The sequence below is a fragment of the Arenibacter arenosicollis genome, from assembly GCF_014397245.1.
GTDB lineage: Bacteria > Bacteroidota > Bacteroidia > Flavobacteriales > Flavobacteriaceae > Arenibacter > Arenibacter arenosicollis.
The window spans coordinates 1-15,564 of record NZ_JACLHY010000044.1; the positions used below are offsets into that span (position 1 = coordinate 1).

The following is a 15,564-nucleotide window of genomic DNA, read 5'->3' on the forward strand; positions in this document are numbered from 1 at the left end:
TCTATTTCGTTGACCACTTTAAGTTTGAACGACATTGAGTAGTCCTTTTGGGTACGCTTGATGTACATCTGTTCTGATTTGTTCATTACACTTTCTTTTTGTGTAACGCTATTTCAGGACTAGACATGATATAAATAAAAAATGCCCTCGTTATTAGCGAGGGCATTTTTATTATAAGGTCATTTTTTTTTAAAGTTTCAAGGCCACACTCAAAATTAATTGGTCTGGTCTAGTGTCTATACGGTCATTGGAAAAAGGACCATCGACTACGGTTACCTCATTTTCGCTAAAACCTCTTTCATATCTTAGGTCTATTCCAAACTTGCCAAAGGACAGTCCAGCACCTATGTTAAGGCCTACTGTAAAATCATTTTCTACATCCCCAATCGTTATACCATCATAATCGGTGTCCAAAATATATTGGAAGGCAGGCCCTGCAAATATGTTTAACGGTCCAATTAAGTTAATACCTAGCAATATTGGGGCATCCAATTTACTCATTGCAAGACTATTGTTTTCGTAGTCCGATTTTGTTTTGGTATACACCAATTCAGGTCTCAGGTAAATTTTGTCCCCTACAATTCCAAAGATTCCAATATGGTATCCCACATTGCCCTTGGGGTCTTGGTAGGCTTGTTCGGTAGATTCAAAGTAATCACCATTGGCGCCATAGTTAAGTCCGCCTTTGATTCCAAATCCTGAACCTTTCTGCGCATGTGCACTAAAGCCCATTAAGGCAATAGCTGCTAATAAAACTGTTTTCTTGATCATAGTGTGTTCTTTTAAAATTAGAATACATTGTGCAATTTTAGGCACAACATTTTTAATTGTTTAACTTAAAAAGAATTTATCTTGACACGATTGGGTGGGGTTTTGGCACAAAAAAAACCGCTAAATAAATTAACTATTTCTAGCTCGTAAGTTTAGCAGTTTAATTGAGTTCTATTCCACAGTTTTCGCCGTTTTCCATGTTAAGAATCTTCATCTCCCTTAGAGGGATTTGAATTATTTTCTTTTTAACACTTTCACAACGGCGTTCACTATAGCTTTATTGTTTAATCCGTATTTATCCATTAATTGCTCTGGAGTGCCACTTTCACCAAATGTATCTTGGGTGGCTACAAATTCTTGAGGTGTAGGGTGCGTAGTAGCAAGGTATCCGGAGATACTTTCACCCAGACCTCCTAAATAATTGTGCTCTTCCGCAGTAACGATACAACCTGTTTTTTTAACAGATTTTAACACTGCTTCCCCATCAAGTGGCTTAATTGTGTGTATGTTTATTACTTCGGCAGATATACCTTGTTTCTCAAGATTTTCGGCTGCTATCAATGCTTCCCAGACCAAGTGACCGGTAGCTACAATAGTGACATCCGTTCCTTCATTGAGCATAACTGCTTTCCCAATTTCAAATTTTTGGTCCACCGGAGTAAAATTGGCCACTTTAGGACGTCCAAACCGGAGGTAAACAGGACCGTGATGTTCGGCTATGGCAATGGTTGCAGCTTTGGTCTGATTGTAGTCACAAGTGTTTATGACAGTCATTCCAGGCAGCATTTTCATCAATCCCAAATCTTCCAATATTTGATGTGTAGCACCGTCTTCACCAAGTGTAACCCCGGCATGCGAAGCACAGATTTTTACATTTTTATCGGAATAGGCAATAGACTGTCTTATTTGATCATATACCCTTCCAGTGGAAAAGTTGGCAAAAGTTCCAGTAAAAGGAATTTTTCCTCCAATGGTAAGTCCGGCCGCAATACCCATCATGTTTGCTTCTGCAATACCTATTTGGAAAAAACGTTCAGGATTTTCCTCTATAAATTTTTCCATTTTAAGGGAGCCTACCAAATCAGCGCATAATGCAACTACATTAGGATTGGTCCGGCCCAATTCGGCCAGTCCTGCACCAAATCCACTTCTTGTATCATTTTTACCTTGATCTATATATTTTTTCATCTGTACTTGCTTTAATTTTTTGTTAGAAAAGGATAGGGATTAGTAATCGCCTAAAGTTTCAGGGTTTTGCCCCAATGCGGTTGCCAATTGCTCGTCGTTGGGAGCCTTGCCATGCCATGCGTGGGTGTACATCATAAAATCTACACCGTGACCCATTACCGTGTGCAATAGAACGCATACCGGCTTTCCTTTTCCAGTTTTACTCTTGGCTTCTTTCATCCCTTTAATGATGGCTTCCAAATCGTTTCCTTCCTTGATGTCCACAACATCCCATCCAAAAGCTTCAAATTTCTTCTTTAGGTCGCCCATAGGGAGTACGTCTTTGGTAGCTCCATCAATTTGCTGACCATTATAATCAATAGTAGCAATCAAATTGTCTACTTTCTTTCCAGCGGCATACATAATGGCTTCCCAATTCTGCCCTTCCTGCAACTCACCATCACCGTGAAGTGTGTAGACTATTTTGGAATCCTTGTTCAGTTTTTTTGCTTGTGCCGCACCCAAGGCCACAGACATACCTTGGCCCAATGAGCCCGAGGCAATGCGTACCCCTGGTAAACCTTCGTGGGTAGTAGGATGACCTTGCAAGCGCGAGTCAATTAATCTAAAGGTATTCAGTTCTTCAACCGGGAAGTAGCCTTTTCTTGCCAAAACACTGTAGAAAACAGGGGATATATGCCCATTGGACAAAAAGAAAAGATCTTCATCTTTACCGTCCATATCAAATCCGTCCTTAAGCTCCATAATTTCATTGTACAGGGCAACAATAAATTCAGTACAGCCCAATGAACCTCCTGGATGCCCGGAGTTAACCTTATGAACCATTCTTAGAATGTCTCTGCGAACCTGAACGGTCAAATCTTGTAATTCTTGAAGTTTTGGCATTTTATCTTTATTTTTTAAACTTTTCAAAAGTAATGGCAATCTTTTGGGTACACAAGCGCGAGTTATAATATTTTATCAACTATCATGGCCCATAACAGAACTTTATTTTTTTGTTAAGGATTTAATGGCTTTGAGTTAACTATATTTGCGGCTTTAAATAGATTTTTTTTGAAATTTACTTTACAACATTCAGACACAAGGACCAAGGCCAGGGCAGCGGAGCTGATTACGGATCACGGCAAGATAGAAACCCCCATTTTTATGCCTGTTGGCACTGTAGCTTCGGTAAAAGGGGTGCATCAGAAGGAATTGAGGGAGGAAATTAATCCTGATATTATTTTGGGGAATACCTATCATTTGTACTTAAGGCCTAAAACGGAAATTTTGAAACAAGCAGGTGGACTACATAAGTTCATGAATTGGGATCGAAATATTTTAACGGACAGTGGCGGGTACCAGGTGTATTCCTTGTCGGATAACAGGAAGATAAAAGAAGAAGGGGTTAAGTTTAAGTCGCACATTGATGGTTCCTATCATGTGTTTACGCCTGAAAACGTGATGGAAATCCAGCGCGTGATCGGGGCCGATATCATTATGGCCTTTGATGAATGTACTCCTTATCCATGCGATTATAAATATGCAAAGAGATCTATGCATATGACCCATAGGTGGTTGGACCGCTGTATTAAACATTTGGAGAAAACACCCTTTGCCTATGATTACGAGCAAACTTTCTTTCCAATTGTACAAGGGTCTACCTATAAGGACCTTAGAAGGCAATCAGCCGAATATATTGCCGGAGTAGGAGCGGAGGGTAACGCTATTGGCGGACTTTCGGTGGGTGAGCCTGCCGAGGAGATGTATGCAATGACAGAGGTGGTCTGCGAAATTCTTCCAGAGGACAAACCCAGGTATTTAATGGGAGTGGGTACTCCTATCAATATTTTGGAGAATATTGCATTGGGGATAGATATGTTCGATTGTGTTATGCCTACCAGAAATGCTAGAAATGGTATGCTTTTTACAGCGCATGGGACTATCAATATAAAAAATAAGAAGTGGGAAGACGATTTTTCCCCTTTGGACGAAATGGGGACTACATTTGTGGATCATGAGTATTCCAAGGCCTACTTAAGGCATTTGTTCGCCGCCAATGAGTATTTGGGAAAACAAATCGCTACCATTCATAATTTAGGATTTTATATGTGGTTGGTTCGTGAGGCAAGAAAACATATTTTAGCAGGGGATTTCTATGAATGGAAATCTGTAATGGTAAAACAAATGGATAAACGACTATAGGTGCTAACCATAATAGATAAATACATACTTAAGCGTTACCTGGCAACTTTTTTTGTCATGCTCCTGCTGTTTGTGCCCATTGGAATTATGGCGAATTTGGCAGAGCAAGTGGGGAAAATGATTGATAATGAGGTCCCTTTTCCGGAAATAGCCATGTATTATTTAAATTTCACCTTGGTTATCGGGAATCTTTTGTTTCCAGTTTTCCTTTTCCTTTCGGTCATTTTCTTTACTTCCAAATTGGCCAACAATACCGAAATTGTAGCTATTCTTAGTTCAGGGGTATCCTACGGCCGATTCTTGCGCCCATATTTAATAGGTGCTTCCATAATAGCTATCATCATGTTTTTTATGGGGATGTTTATTGTGCCCAACGCCAGTGTGGGGTACAATGAATTTATTTTTAAATATTTAAAAAAGGGAAAACAGGATAGGGTTACCACAAATATATTTAATCAATTAAATGAGAACGATTATATCTATGTCAGTAGTTTTGACCCGGCACGGCAGATAGGATATAACTTCACCATGGAGCGTTTTAACGAGGAGAATACGCTGGACTTTAAGATATCCGCAGCGAACATTCGCTGGATAGAGAAGGATACTGTATATAGACTTACTTCCTACGAAAAAAGAAAACTGGTGAACGATGTGGAAATCGTGGAAACAAAACGTAGATTGGATACCATTTTCGATTTTAAGATTGATGACCTAACTCCTGTATCCTATATAGCTGAGACCAAGAATATGTTTGAGCTAAACAAATTTATTGCTACCCAAAAAAGAAAAGGTGCTTCCAATATAAACAGTTATATATTGGTGAAATACAAACGGTGGGCATTGCCTATTGCGGCTTTTATCCTTACCATAATTGCTGTGGCGGTATCTTCAGTAAAGAGACGTGGTGGTATGGGGGTAAATTTGGCGTTTGGAATAGGGGTAGCATTTATATATATCTTTTTCGATAAGGTATTTGGAACCTTGGCAGAACAATCAGGATTTTCGCCCTTATGGGCCGTTATCATTCCCAACGTTATGTTCGGGACCATAGCGTTTTATTTGTTGCAGAATGCCAAACGTTAAGCTAAAGAATTATCTTCACCTTCATTTTATAGTTTTTGTATGGGGCTTTTCGGCAGTCCTGGGTAAGTTGATAACTATAGATGCCCTGCCTTTGGTATGGTATCGAATGCTAATGGCATCCTTGATCATTATAGCCTATATACTTATTAGGAAATTTCCATTGAAGGTGCCTCCAAAAACTATGTTGACATTGGTTATTGGAGGAATTGTTGTGGCCCTACATTGGGTTACCTTTTTTATGGCAATCAAGGTTTCCAATGTTTCTATAGCATTGGCAACTATGTCTACAGGAGCTTTTTTTACCGCTTTATTGGAACCGTTCTGGTATGGAAGGAAAATGGTTGGCTATGAAGTAATTTTCGGAATTATTGTTATGTTGGGCCTGTATATAATGTTTAGGGTGGAGACCACTTATATGCCTGGCATGCTATTGGCGTTGGTTTCCTCCTTTTTGTCTGCAACTTTTTCATTGATCAACGGTAAATTAACACAAGAGCAAAGACCCTCCATTATTTCATTTTATGAATTGGGAAGCGGTGTATTGTTTCTAACCATTTATTTGGTATTTAGCGGAAGTTTTGATCAAAAGTTCTTTCAGTTGCCCTTAAACGATTGGATTTTTATTTTTATCCTTGCTTCAATCTGCACGGCTTATGCCTTCATTGCCTCGGTAAAGATTCTTAAGTATATTTCTCCGTACACGGTGATTTTGACAGGCAACTTGGAACCTGTTTACGGTATAATATTGGCATTCTTAATTCTTGGCGATAGTGAAAAAATGAATCCAATGTTTTATGTTGGAGCACTCCTAATATTAACTACTGTGGTAGCCAACGGGATTTTGAAAAATAGAAAAAAATTAAAAAAAAAGACTAATGGGTTACCTTCCCATTAAAGTTTTATATTTGCCTGATGAAAAGAACTAAACCTAAAAACCTATGGAGTATTTAGATTTTGAACTTCCAATTAAAGAGCTAGAAGAGCAATTGGATAAGTGCATGATTATCGGTGAAGAAAGTGAAGTTGATGTTTCTGAGACTTGTAAACAGATCGAGAAAAAACTGGCTGAAACCCGTAAGGAAATATATAAGAATCTTACCGCATGGCAAAGGGTACAGTTGTCAAGACATCCCAACAGACCCTATACCTTAGATTATATTAGAGCCATTTGTGGCGAAACCTTTTTGGAACTACATGGCGATCGCAATGTAAAGGACGATAAGGCTATGATTGGTGGACTTGGAAAAATTGGCGATCAAAGTTATATGTTCGTTGGTCAGCAGAAAGGCTATAATACAAAAACCAGGCAGTTGCGGAATTTTGGAATGGCCAACCCGGAAGGATATAGAAAGGCACTCCGTTTAATGAAGTCCGCCGAAAAGTTTGGAATCCCTGTTGTGTGCTTAATTGATACTCCAGGTGCATATCCAGGAATCGAGGCTGAGGAAAGGGGACAAGGAGAGGCAATAGCAAGGAATATTTTGGAAATGACCCGTTTAAAGGTCCCAATTATTGTGGTTATTATTGGAGAAGGCGCTTCAGGAGGAGCATTGGGCATTGGTGTAGGTGATAAGGTACTGATGCTGGAAAATACCTGGTACTCTGTTATTTCACCGGAATCCTGTTCGTCCATCCTATGGAGAAGCTGGGAGTATAAGGAAATTGCAGCAGAGGCCCTAAAGTTAACCGCGACGGACATGAAAAAGATGAAGTTGATAGACGAAATTGTTCGTGAGCCTGCAGGTGGTGCACATGCCAATAGGGATAAGACTTTTGAAATCGTAAAAAATAAAATTTCTTCGCATTATGAGGAATTAAAAAAGTTATCACCAAAAGAATTGGTGAAAAACCGAATGGATAAATATGCCAATATGGGTGTATTTAATGGATAGTATCCCTTTTTGTCAAGGTGAAAAAATCTGGAGCGGAAATTCTCCAGTTTTTTTTTGCTTATAAACAAATTTCGTAACTTATCAACAGGTGAATTGTTGAACAACTGTTAATATCCCAAAACCCTTTTTAATTCTTATTTGTATAATTTAGCACTCATGGAAAAAACGAACCCCGTTATTGGTCATCGAATAGACAAGTCGACCATCATTAGCTTGGAAAAGGGAAAAATACCTCCTCAAGCTACTGATTTAGAGGAAGTTGTGCTTGGTGCAATGATGATCGACAAGAAAGGGGTCGATGAAGTAATAGATATCCTACATCCTGAAGTCTTTTATAAGGACGCCCATAGGTATATCTATGAAGCCATTTTTAAGCTGTTTGAAAATTCTGAACCGGTGGATTTATTAACCGTTTCGTCCCAATTGAAAAAGGATGGACGTTTAGAGAGTGCCGGGGGCGATTTCTACCTCATAAAATTAACCCAAAAAGTAGCTTCTTCAGCGCATATAGAGTTTCATGCCCGTATTATCCTTCAAAAATTCATACAAAGGAGTCTTATCAAGATTTCAAATGAAATTATTGAAGAGGCCTACGAGGATTCTACCGATGTATTCGATTTATTGGATACCGCAGAATCCAAGTTGTACGATGTTACCCAGGGTAACTTAAAGCGTTCTGCTGAAACGGCCCAGAATTTGGTGATTCAGGCAAAGAAAAGAATTGAAGAAATTGCAGGTAAGGAGGGATTAAGTGGAATACCGTCCGGTTTTGATAAATTGGACAAGCTAACCTCAGGTTGGCAACCCAGTGATTTGGTGATTGTGGCCGCCCGTCCAGGTATGGGTAAAACGGCCCTAACCTTGTCCATGGCCAGAAATATTGCCGTAAACTCCAATATTGGGGTGGCTTTCTTTTCCCTGGAAATGTCATCTGTTCAGCTGATTACGAGGTTGATTTCTTCGGAGACAGGATTGTCTTCCGAAAAATTGAGGACAGGAAGATTGGAGAAACATGAATGGGAACAGTTGAACGTTAAGGTAAAAGCACTGGAAACCGCACCCTTATTTATCGATGATACCCCTTCGCTATCCATTTTCGACCTAAGGGCGAAAGCAAGACGTTTGGCTTCACAGCACGATATTAAAATGATCATTATTGATTATTTGCAGTTGATGACGGCAGGCGGAAGTCAAAAAGGAGGAAACCGTGAACAGGAGATATCTACTATATCAAGGAACTTAAAGGCATTGGCCAAGGAATTAAACGTGCCCGTAATAGCACTATCACAATTATCCCGTGCCGTAGAGACCAGGGGAGGGAGTAAACGTCCTATTCTGTCAGATTTACGTGAATCCGGAGCTATTGAGCAGGATGCCGATATTGTTTCCTTTATCTATAGGCCGGAATATTATAAGATTGATGAATGGGATGATGAAGAACGTTCCCCAACAGCCGGACAAGCCGAATTTATTGTGGCGAAGCATAGAAATGGTGGTTTGGAGAATATCCGTCTTAAATTCGTTGGACATCTAGGTAAATTCGATAATTTGGATGATTTTGATTCTCCTTTTGAATTTCAATCTAAAATGAATGCCGACGATGAAAATCCTTTTATTACCAAAAATCTTCCCAATGCCAATGAAGCTTTTGGTAGTTCCATGAACGATGATTCCATGCAGGATGACAATGATGTGCCATTCTAAAAAGCCTTAGCACAGCTTTGAACGTTTTAACTTGTTTGTTTTTGGGATTTTCCTATCTTGCTAATAGATATAATTTAAGGAAAGAAATTGAAGGATATATTCCAAAATAATATATTGCACGTCACCCTGCCCAGTAGGGTGTTCATTACTGTTTTTTTGTTTTTCCTTGTCCTAAAATCCTTCGCTTCCAATATTCTTATTCCTATGGACGCGGAAAGTCAGATAAACCATTTAAAAGCTTACGGTATCACCTATTGGGTTCTGACCAAGCAACAAAAAGTACAGTGGCTGTTGAATTATAGGGGAGGATCCTTTCTGTTGCCCGATGGGGAAACCATTCGTAAGGAGTGTCAGATAAGGGGAGTTTCCTTTGAAATCTTGTCCGATTCCGAAACCCAAGCTATTCTGGATGAAATTGCAAGTCCTTCCAAAAATCAGGAAGCTGTAATATTGGAGAAGGCTCCTAAAATTGCCGTTTATACCCCTAAGGATAACTCCCCTTGGGACGATGCGGTTACCATGGTTCTTTCTTATGCCGAAATTCCCTATGATCAATTGTATGATGGGGAAGTGTTGGAGGATAAATTAGTGTTGTATGACTGGTTGCATTTGCATCACGAAGATTTTACGGGGCAATATGGTAAATTTTATGGTGCCTACAGGGCAGCTCCCTGGTATATAGAAGGAAAACAGAATGCGGAAGCCTTGGCCCAAAAATTAGGATTCAATAAAGTTTCTGAGGAAAAGCGGGCTGTAGCTTTAAAAATTAGAAACTATGTTATTGGGGGAGGATTTATGTTCGCTATGTGTTCCGCCACGGATAGTTTTGATATTGCTTTATCAGCGGACGGAGTAGATATATGTGAGCCCATGTTTGATGGAGACCCCTCTGATGCCAATTACCAAGGAAAGCTGGACTATGGAAAAACCTTTGCCTTTACCAATTTCACATTGGAGCGCAATCCGTTGCGATATGAATTTTCTTCCATAGATATGACCAATTCAAGGGGCAATGTGCCCAAAGAAGCGGACTATTTTTCTTTGATGGATTTCTCAGCCAAATGGGATCCGGTTCCTACTATGTTGTGCCAAAACCACACGGCTTTGGTTAAGGGGTTTATGGGCCAGACAACGGCCTTTGCCAGGCAGGAAATTAAACCCACCGTATTGGTGTTGGGCGAAAATAAAATAAATGGTGAGGCGCGCTATATCCATGGAATTAAAGGAAAGGGCTTCTTTACTTTTTACGGAGGTCACGATCCGGAGGACTATCAGCACAGGGTAGGGGACCCGAAGACCGAATTGGAACTACATCCTAACTCTCCCGGTTATCGCCTTATTTTAAATAATGTACTTTTTCCCGCTGCTCAGAAAAAGAAGCAAAAAACGTAATGTCAACAAGCATTTAGAGGTAGTTCTATCCATATCGGATAAAGTTTCTTTGGAATATAAAGAAGAGTGCTATCCGCGGAAAACGACTCTTTGTCTTATTGACTCAATAACTGCTCCAAAACAAATTCTACTCCGTTTTCGTCATTGCTCTTGGTTTTAAAATTGGCAACCGCCGTTACATTGGGGTGGGCGTTGGCCATTGCATAACTAAAATCGGCCATGGACAACATTTCCAAGTCGTTATTGTAATCGCCAAAAACCATTGTTTCCTGCCTGCTTATGCCGTACTTTTCTTGGATATACTGCAAGGCATAACCCTTATTAGCGTTCATATGGGAAATATCCAACCAATTCTCACCTGAAACTTTCACTTTTAATTCCGATTCCAAATGTTTTACCCATGGATAGATATACTTTTCTGAACTTTCAAAATGGTAAATGGCTATTTTTAAAACTTCCCCATCAAAAGTTGAGATGTCGTTTAAAACACTAAACTCGGAATAATACTCTCTTAGTTTATTTAGAAATGCATCGGAACTTCCATTGGTATAGGCATTGTTTTTACCGCATAGAACAGGATGTATGCCCTCAATATTCTTTAAAAGATCTATGGTTTGCTTAATGGTATTTTGGTCCAAAGGTGTTGCCAGCAATTCTTTGTCCTGCTTTTTTACAAAAGCTCCATTTTCTGCCACAACAATTATATCATTCTTGATGGCATCCAGTTTATCGACTATGCTGTTATATTGGCGTCCACTTGCCGCAACAAATTTAATATTCCTCTTTCTTAGTTCTTCGAATAATAAGAAGAATTTATCGCTTACCTCATGCTGGGAATTTAATAGGGTGCCATCCATGTCGGTGACCACCATTTTCACTTTAGATAAATCCATTCATATAATTTAAGCTGCAAAGGTATTTGTTATCATCCTAAATTCAAGTCTTGTTATGTAAAGTTTTGGATTTATTAATATTTGTCGAAATTTGGACAAATTATAGATATTCAATATTATGTTGTTTTACCAGGAGGAAGTACGTTTAAAGGCTTACAGGAGAGGCTTTCATTTAATAACAAATACCATACAGGAACACCTACCACATTTAAAAAGGATACAATCGGGGATGCTTCAGGTTTTCATAAAGCATACCTCGGCAAGCTTAACTATAAATGAAAATGCGGATTCCACGGTTAGGGCAGATTTTGAAAGCCATATAAACATAATGGTTCCGGAAAATGCGCCATATTACCTCCATGATTATGAAGGCTCGGATGACATGCCTGCACATATTAAATCTTCTCTGATGGGGGCATCTGTGCAGATACCTATTAGCAATGGTAAGTTAAATCTGGGAATATGGCAGGGTATCTATTTGTGCGAACACAGGAACAATGCAAGTGGAAGGAATTTGGTGATAAGCTATTTTGGGGTTTAGTAAGTGTTTTTTATATTTTGTAAATTAGTGTATTACGGTTTTTAAAAATGAAGGTATGGCTACAAAAGATATGATTTTGAACAAAATACAGATCCTGATCACTAATAAATTTGAAACGCCAGAGGAGGCATATAACTTTTTTGATGAAGATGGAGATGGTAAACTTAAAAAAAGCGAGATAGTTGAGTTGTTGAAAAAAGCGGAAATAAGTGGATTTCTACGTGGGATTGTATCTTCCAAGCTAATTGAAGGGTATGATAAATCTGGTGATGAGTTTATCGACTGGGAAGAGTTCAAGCAGGCTGTGGGGAAGATAAAAACAACTTGATAATAGTGGGTTCTGTGTTCAATTGCCCTGAAGATTTTGAACAAGGCATAAAAAAAACCTGTTCCATTTGGAACAGGTTCTTATAAGCGAGATAAGTTTATTAATTTATTTTACTTTGTTCACAATAGCTTTGAAAGCATCTGGGTGGTTCATAGCCAAATCAGCCAATACCTTACGGTTTAGCTCTATATTATTGGCTTTTACCTTGCCCATAAACTGGGAATAGGACATTCCGTGCAATCTGGCACCAGCGTTTATACGGGTAATCCATAGGGAACGGAAATTTCTTTTCTTGTTTCTACGGTCTCTGTAAGCATATAACATTGCTTTTTCAACCGCATTTTTAGCTACTGTCCAAACGTTTTTACGTCTTCCAAAGTAACCTTTGGCTTGCTTCATTACCTTTTTTCTTCTGGCTCTGGAAGCAACTGAATTTACTGATCTTGGCATAATTTTAATTGTTTTTTGTAGTAGGCGATCCTTTAATGTAGAATACTTTTAATGCCTAACTCCAGGGTTAATAATTACCGAATTAAACGATTACTTTAAACGTAATTGTTCTTTAATACTGTTAACATCCGCCTCGTGAACTAATCCAGAGTGGGTTAACGCTAGCTTACGCTTTTTAGACTTCTTCGTAAGAATGTGGCTCTTAAAAGCGTGCTTTCTTTTAATCTTACCAGTACCTGTAAGCTTAAATCGCTTTTTAGCACTGGATTTTGTTTTCTGTTTAGGCATTTTCTTCCTATTTATTAATTTATCTCGCTTACTATCTTGATGCTAAAAATTAATTCAGCATTTTATTTTAAATAACCAGAGCAATAAAGCCCAGGCTTATTTTTTGGTTTTTGGGGCAAGGAACATGGTCATTCGCTTACCTTCAAGCTTTGGCATCTGTTCCACTTTACCTAAATCTTCCAATTCTGAGGCTAGTTTAAGCAATAGAATTTCTCCTTGATCTTTGTAAACAATGGAGCGACCTTTAAAGAATACATAAGCTTTTAGCTTTGCACCATCTTTTAAGAATTTCTCTGCGTGCTTTTTCTTGAACTCATAATCATGGTCATCCGTTTGTGGACCAAATCTTATTTCTTTTACGATTACCTTGGTGGCTTTGGACTTCATGACCTTTTCCCGTTTCTTTTGCTCGTAAAGAAACTTCTTGTAATCTATTATTTTACAAACAGGGGGATCGGCTTTAGGAGAAATTTCTACTAAATCCAATTCCAGTTCCTCTGCTTTCGCCAAGGCTTCGCGGGTGTTGTATACACCTACCTCTATATTGTCGCCAACCAACCTAACTGTGGGCGATGAAATACTTTCATTGATGTTGTGCGGGTTTTTGTTTTCCCTCCTAGGTTGGGGCCTAAATCTTTTTCTAATTGCTATGACGTAATCTTTTTAGTTAAACTTTTTTTTAAAACGACTTTAAGGTACTGTTTATTTCATTTAATACCAAGTCGGAAAATGCTTTTACGGATATGGCGCCTAAATCTTCACCGCCATGTCTCCTGATAGAAATGGTTTCCTCTTTTTCTTCATTCTCCCCTACGATAAGCATAAATGGGATTTTATTCATCTCCGCTTCACGTATTTTCTTGCCTACCGTTTCATTTCGGTTATCAATGAGGGCGCGAATGTCGTTATTTTCCAAGGAATTTAAAACTTTTTGGGCATATATTTCATGTTTTTCGCTGACAGGGAGTATAATAGCCTGCTCTGGCATCAGCCAAAGTGGAAAATTACCGCCTGTATGTTCAAGCAATAATGCAATGAAACGTTCCATACTTCCAAAGGGAGCCCTGTGGATCATTACCGGTCTATGCAATTCATTGTCACTACCTTTGTAGGTAAGGTCAAAACGCTCCGGTAAGTTGTAATCTACCTGAATTGTTCCCAATTGCCAGTTCCTGCCAAGGGCATCTTTTACCATAAAATCCAACTTGGGTCCGTAAAAAGCAGCTTCACCACTTTCTATAACAAAATCGAGACCCTTTTCTTTGGCAGCATTTATAATGGCATTTTCTGCCTTTTCCCAGTTTTCTACCGATCCAATATATTTTTCAGGCTTTTCCAAATCCCGTACGGATACTTGGGCTGTAAAATTACCAAAGCCTAAAGATCCCAAAACATATAAGGTAAGATCTATTACATTCTTAAACTCGTCCGCCAATTGGTCTGGAGTACAGAAAATGTGGGCGTCATCCTGCGTAAAGCCTCGCACTCGTGTAAGCCCGTGCAATTCTCCACTTTGTTCGTATCGGTAAACAGTTCCAAATTCGGCATATCTTTTTGGAAGCTCCCTATAGCTAAATGGCTTTGTATTGTATATTTCACAGTGGTGTGGACAGTTCATGGGTTTTAACAAGAACTCCTCATCCTCTTTGGGAGTCTTGATCGGTTGAAAGCTGTCAGCTCCATACTTTTCATAATGACCAGAGGTAACATAAAGTTCCTTTTGTCCAATATGTGGAGTAATTACCATCTCATATCCTGCCTTCTTCTGTGCCTTCTTTAGGAAATTCTCCAAACGCTCTCTCAAAGCAGCCCCTTTTGGAAGCCATAAAGGAAGTCCTTGTCCCACTTTTTGTGAAAAAGTGAACAGTTCCAATTCCTTGCCCAGTTTCCTATGGTCTCTTTTTTTGGCTTCTTCCAGAAGTTCAAGGTATTCGGTGAGTTCTTTCTGTTTAGGGAAGGAAATACCGTATACCCTGGTCAACTGATTGTTTTTTTCATTTCCCCTCCAATAGGCGCCAGCTACGCTCAATATTTTTATGGCTTTTATAATACCGGTATTAGGTATGTGTCCGCCCCTACATAGATCGGTAAAGGTGTCATGGTCACAGAAGGTAATGGTACCGTCTTCCAGATTTTCAATAAGTTCTACCTTATATTGGTTGTCTTGGGATTTGTATAGTTCCAGTGCTTCTGCCTTGGTGGCGGAACGCATTTTAAAATCGTGTTTTCCCCTGGCAATTTCCAAGGCATTCTTTTCAATTTCAGGAAAGTCCTTTTCAGAAATAGAGCCCTCGGGCAAATCCACATCGTAATAAAACCCGTTATCAATGGCTGGTCCTATGGTCAATTTTACTCCGGGATACAATTCTTCCAATGCTTGGGCTACAACGTGCGAGGTAGAATGCCAGAAAGCGGTTTTTCCTTCTTTGTTGTTCCAACTATATAGGATAAGCGATCCATCTTCCTTCAATGGTGTTACGGTTTCAACTGTAACGCCATTAAATTTTGCAGAAATAATATTTCGTGCCAAACCTTCGCTTATACTTTTGGCTACCTCTAAAGGTGTTGTTCCTTCGGCATATTCTCTAATGCTCCCGTCGGGTAATGTTATTTTGATCATGCTTTTTTGTCGTAATAAGTGTGCAAAGATAACATCTAGTATTTATGTTGGCAATATATATAGGAACGATTTTATACATATACATATATAGGATAGTTGTTTCGCGCTTCCTCCATATGTATGGCCGGTTGCTCTGCTGTATCCCTTGTTTTGCTCCGGCGGTGCCGCTCCGCTGCCTGCCTCCGGCAGGCGGGCCCGGCGGGTGGCCGTGTAATTTTAACGTGCCGTTG

At 39.3% G+C, this 15,564-nt stretch carries 16 protein-coding genes; 8 read left to right on the plus strand and 8 right to left on the minus strand.

Annotated elements, in window-relative coordinates; genetic code table 11:
- Positions 1-189: 189 nt before the first annotated feature.
- The 3 genes from H4O18_RS21545 to H4O18_RS21555 all read right to left on the minus strand — a co-directional run bounded on the left by H4O18_RS21545 (position 190) and on the right by H4O18_RS21555 (position 2,844).
- Positions 190-768: an outer membrane beta-barrel protein gene (locus H4O18_RS21545; protein WP_187588572.1), complete on the minus strand. Its 579-nt coding sequence runs from the start codon at positions 766-768 to the stop codon at positions 190-192.
- 237 nt (positions 769-1,005) lie between these two features.
- Complete coding sequence (locus H4O18_RS21550) at positions 1,006-1,959, minus strand: transketolase family protein (protein ID WP_187588548.1); 954 nt, start codon at positions 1,957-1,959, stop codon at positions 1,006-1,008.
- A gap of 39 nt (positions 1,960-1,998) precedes the next feature.
- Positions 1,999-2,844 carry a transketolase gene (locus H4O18_RS21555; RefSeq protein WP_187588550.1) on the minus strand — a complete coding sequence of 282 codons (846 nt, stop codon included), beginning with the start codon at positions 2,842-2,844 and terminating at the stop codon, positions 1,999-2,001.
- Positions 2,845-3,012: 168 nt separating this feature from the next.
- On the opposite strand from H4O18_RS21555, the gene tgt reads away from it, so the two are divergent.
- The 6 genes from tgt to H4O18_RS21585 all read left to right on the plus strand — a co-directional run bounded on the left by tgt (position 3,013) and on the right by H4O18_RS21585 (position 10,214).
- Positions 3,013-4,143, plus strand: a complete 1,131-nt coding sequence (gene tgt, locus H4O18_RS21560) for a tRNA guanosine(34) transglycosylase Tgt (protein WP_187588552.1) — start codon at positions 3,013-3,015, stop codon at positions 4,141-4,143.
- Entirely contained in the window at positions 4,144-5,226 is a 1,083-nt protein-coding gene (locus tag H4O18_RS21565) for an LptF/LptG family permease (protein ID WP_187588554.1), read from the plus strand. It begins immediately after the preceding gene.
- The gene (locus tag H4O18_RS21570; RefSeq protein WP_187588555.1) at positions 5,213-6,121 is read left to right on the plus strand and encodes a DMT family transporter; all 909 of its coding nucleotides are present in this window, start codon (positions 5,213-5,215) and stop codon (positions 6,119-6,121) included. Before H4O18_RS21565 ends, H4O18_RS21570 begins: the two co-directional genes overlap by 14 nt.
- Before the next feature lie 43 nt (positions 6,122-6,164).
- Entirely contained in the window at positions 6,165-7,118 is a 954-nt protein-coding gene (locus H4O18_RS21575) for an acetyl-CoA carboxylase carboxyltransferase subunit alpha (RefSeq protein ID WP_187588557.1), read from the plus strand.
- A 156-nt stretch (positions 7,119-7,274) separates the two neighbouring features.
- Entirely contained in the window at positions 7,275-8,822 is a 1,548-nt protein-coding gene (gene dnaB, locus H4O18_RS21580) for a replicative DNA helicase (RefSeq protein WP_187588559.1), read from the plus strand.
- Positions 8,823-9,026: 204 nt separating this feature from the next.
- Entirely contained in the window at positions 9,027-10,214 is a 1,188-nt protein-coding gene (locus tag H4O18_RS21585; RefSeq protein ID WP_246474549.1) for an asparagine synthetase B, read from the plus strand.
- Positions 10,215-10,309: 95 nt separating this feature from the next.
- On the opposite strand, the gene H4O18_RS21590 is transcribed toward H4O18_RS21585, so the two are convergent.
- Positions 10,310-11,107 carry an HAD family hydrolase gene (locus tag H4O18_RS21590; protein WP_187588561.1) on the minus strand — a complete coding sequence of 266 codons (798 nt, stop codon included), beginning with the start codon at positions 11,105-11,107 and terminating at the stop codon, positions 10,310-10,312.
- Positions 11,108-11,225: 118 nt separating this feature from the next.
- On the opposite strand from H4O18_RS21590, the gene H4O18_RS21595 reads away from it, so the two are divergent.
- Positions 11,226-11,648 (plus strand): secondary thiamine-phosphate synthase enzyme YjbQ, encoded by a 423-nt coding sequence (locus H4O18_RS21595; RefSeq protein WP_187588563.1) that lies wholly within the window; start codon positions 11,226-11,228, stop codon positions 11,646-11,648.
- 55 nt (positions 11,649-11,703) lie between these two features.
- Positions 11,704-11,976, plus strand: coding sequence for an EF-hand domain-containing protein (locus H4O18_RS21600; protein WP_187588565.1), 273 nt, complete (start codon positions 11,704-11,706; stop codon positions 11,974-11,976).
- 105 nt (positions 11,977-12,081) lie between these two features.
- Here H4O18_RS21600 and rplT read toward each other — a convergent pair whose 3' ends face one another.
- The 4 genes from rplT to thrS form a co-directional block, all read right to left on the minus strand.
- Entirely contained in the window at positions 12,082-12,426 is a 345-nt protein-coding gene (rplT, locus tag H4O18_RS21605; RefSeq protein WP_187588566.1) for a 50S ribosomal protein L20, read from the minus strand.
- A gap of 90 nt (positions 12,427-12,516) precedes the next feature.
- Positions 12,517-12,714, minus strand: a complete 198-nt coding sequence (rpmI, locus tag H4O18_RS21610; RefSeq protein WP_187588568.1) for a 50S ribosomal protein L35 — start codon at positions 12,712-12,714, stop codon at positions 12,517-12,519.
- Between the two features lie 96 nt (positions 12,715-12,810).
- Positions 12,811-13,365 carry a translation initiation factor IF-3 gene (gene infC, locus H4O18_RS21615; RefSeq protein ID WP_187588576.1) on the minus strand — a complete coding sequence of 185 codons (555 nt, stop codon included), beginning with the start codon at positions 13,363-13,365 and terminating at the stop codon, positions 12,811-12,813.
- Between the two features lie 28 nt (positions 13,366-13,393).
- Positions 13,394-15,334: a threonine--tRNA ligase gene (gene thrS, locus H4O18_RS21620; protein ID WP_187588570.1), complete on the minus strand. Its 1,941-nt coding sequence runs from the start codon at positions 15,332-15,334 to the stop codon at positions 13,394-13,396.
- Between the last annotated feature and the right edge of the window lie 230 nt (positions 15,335-15,564).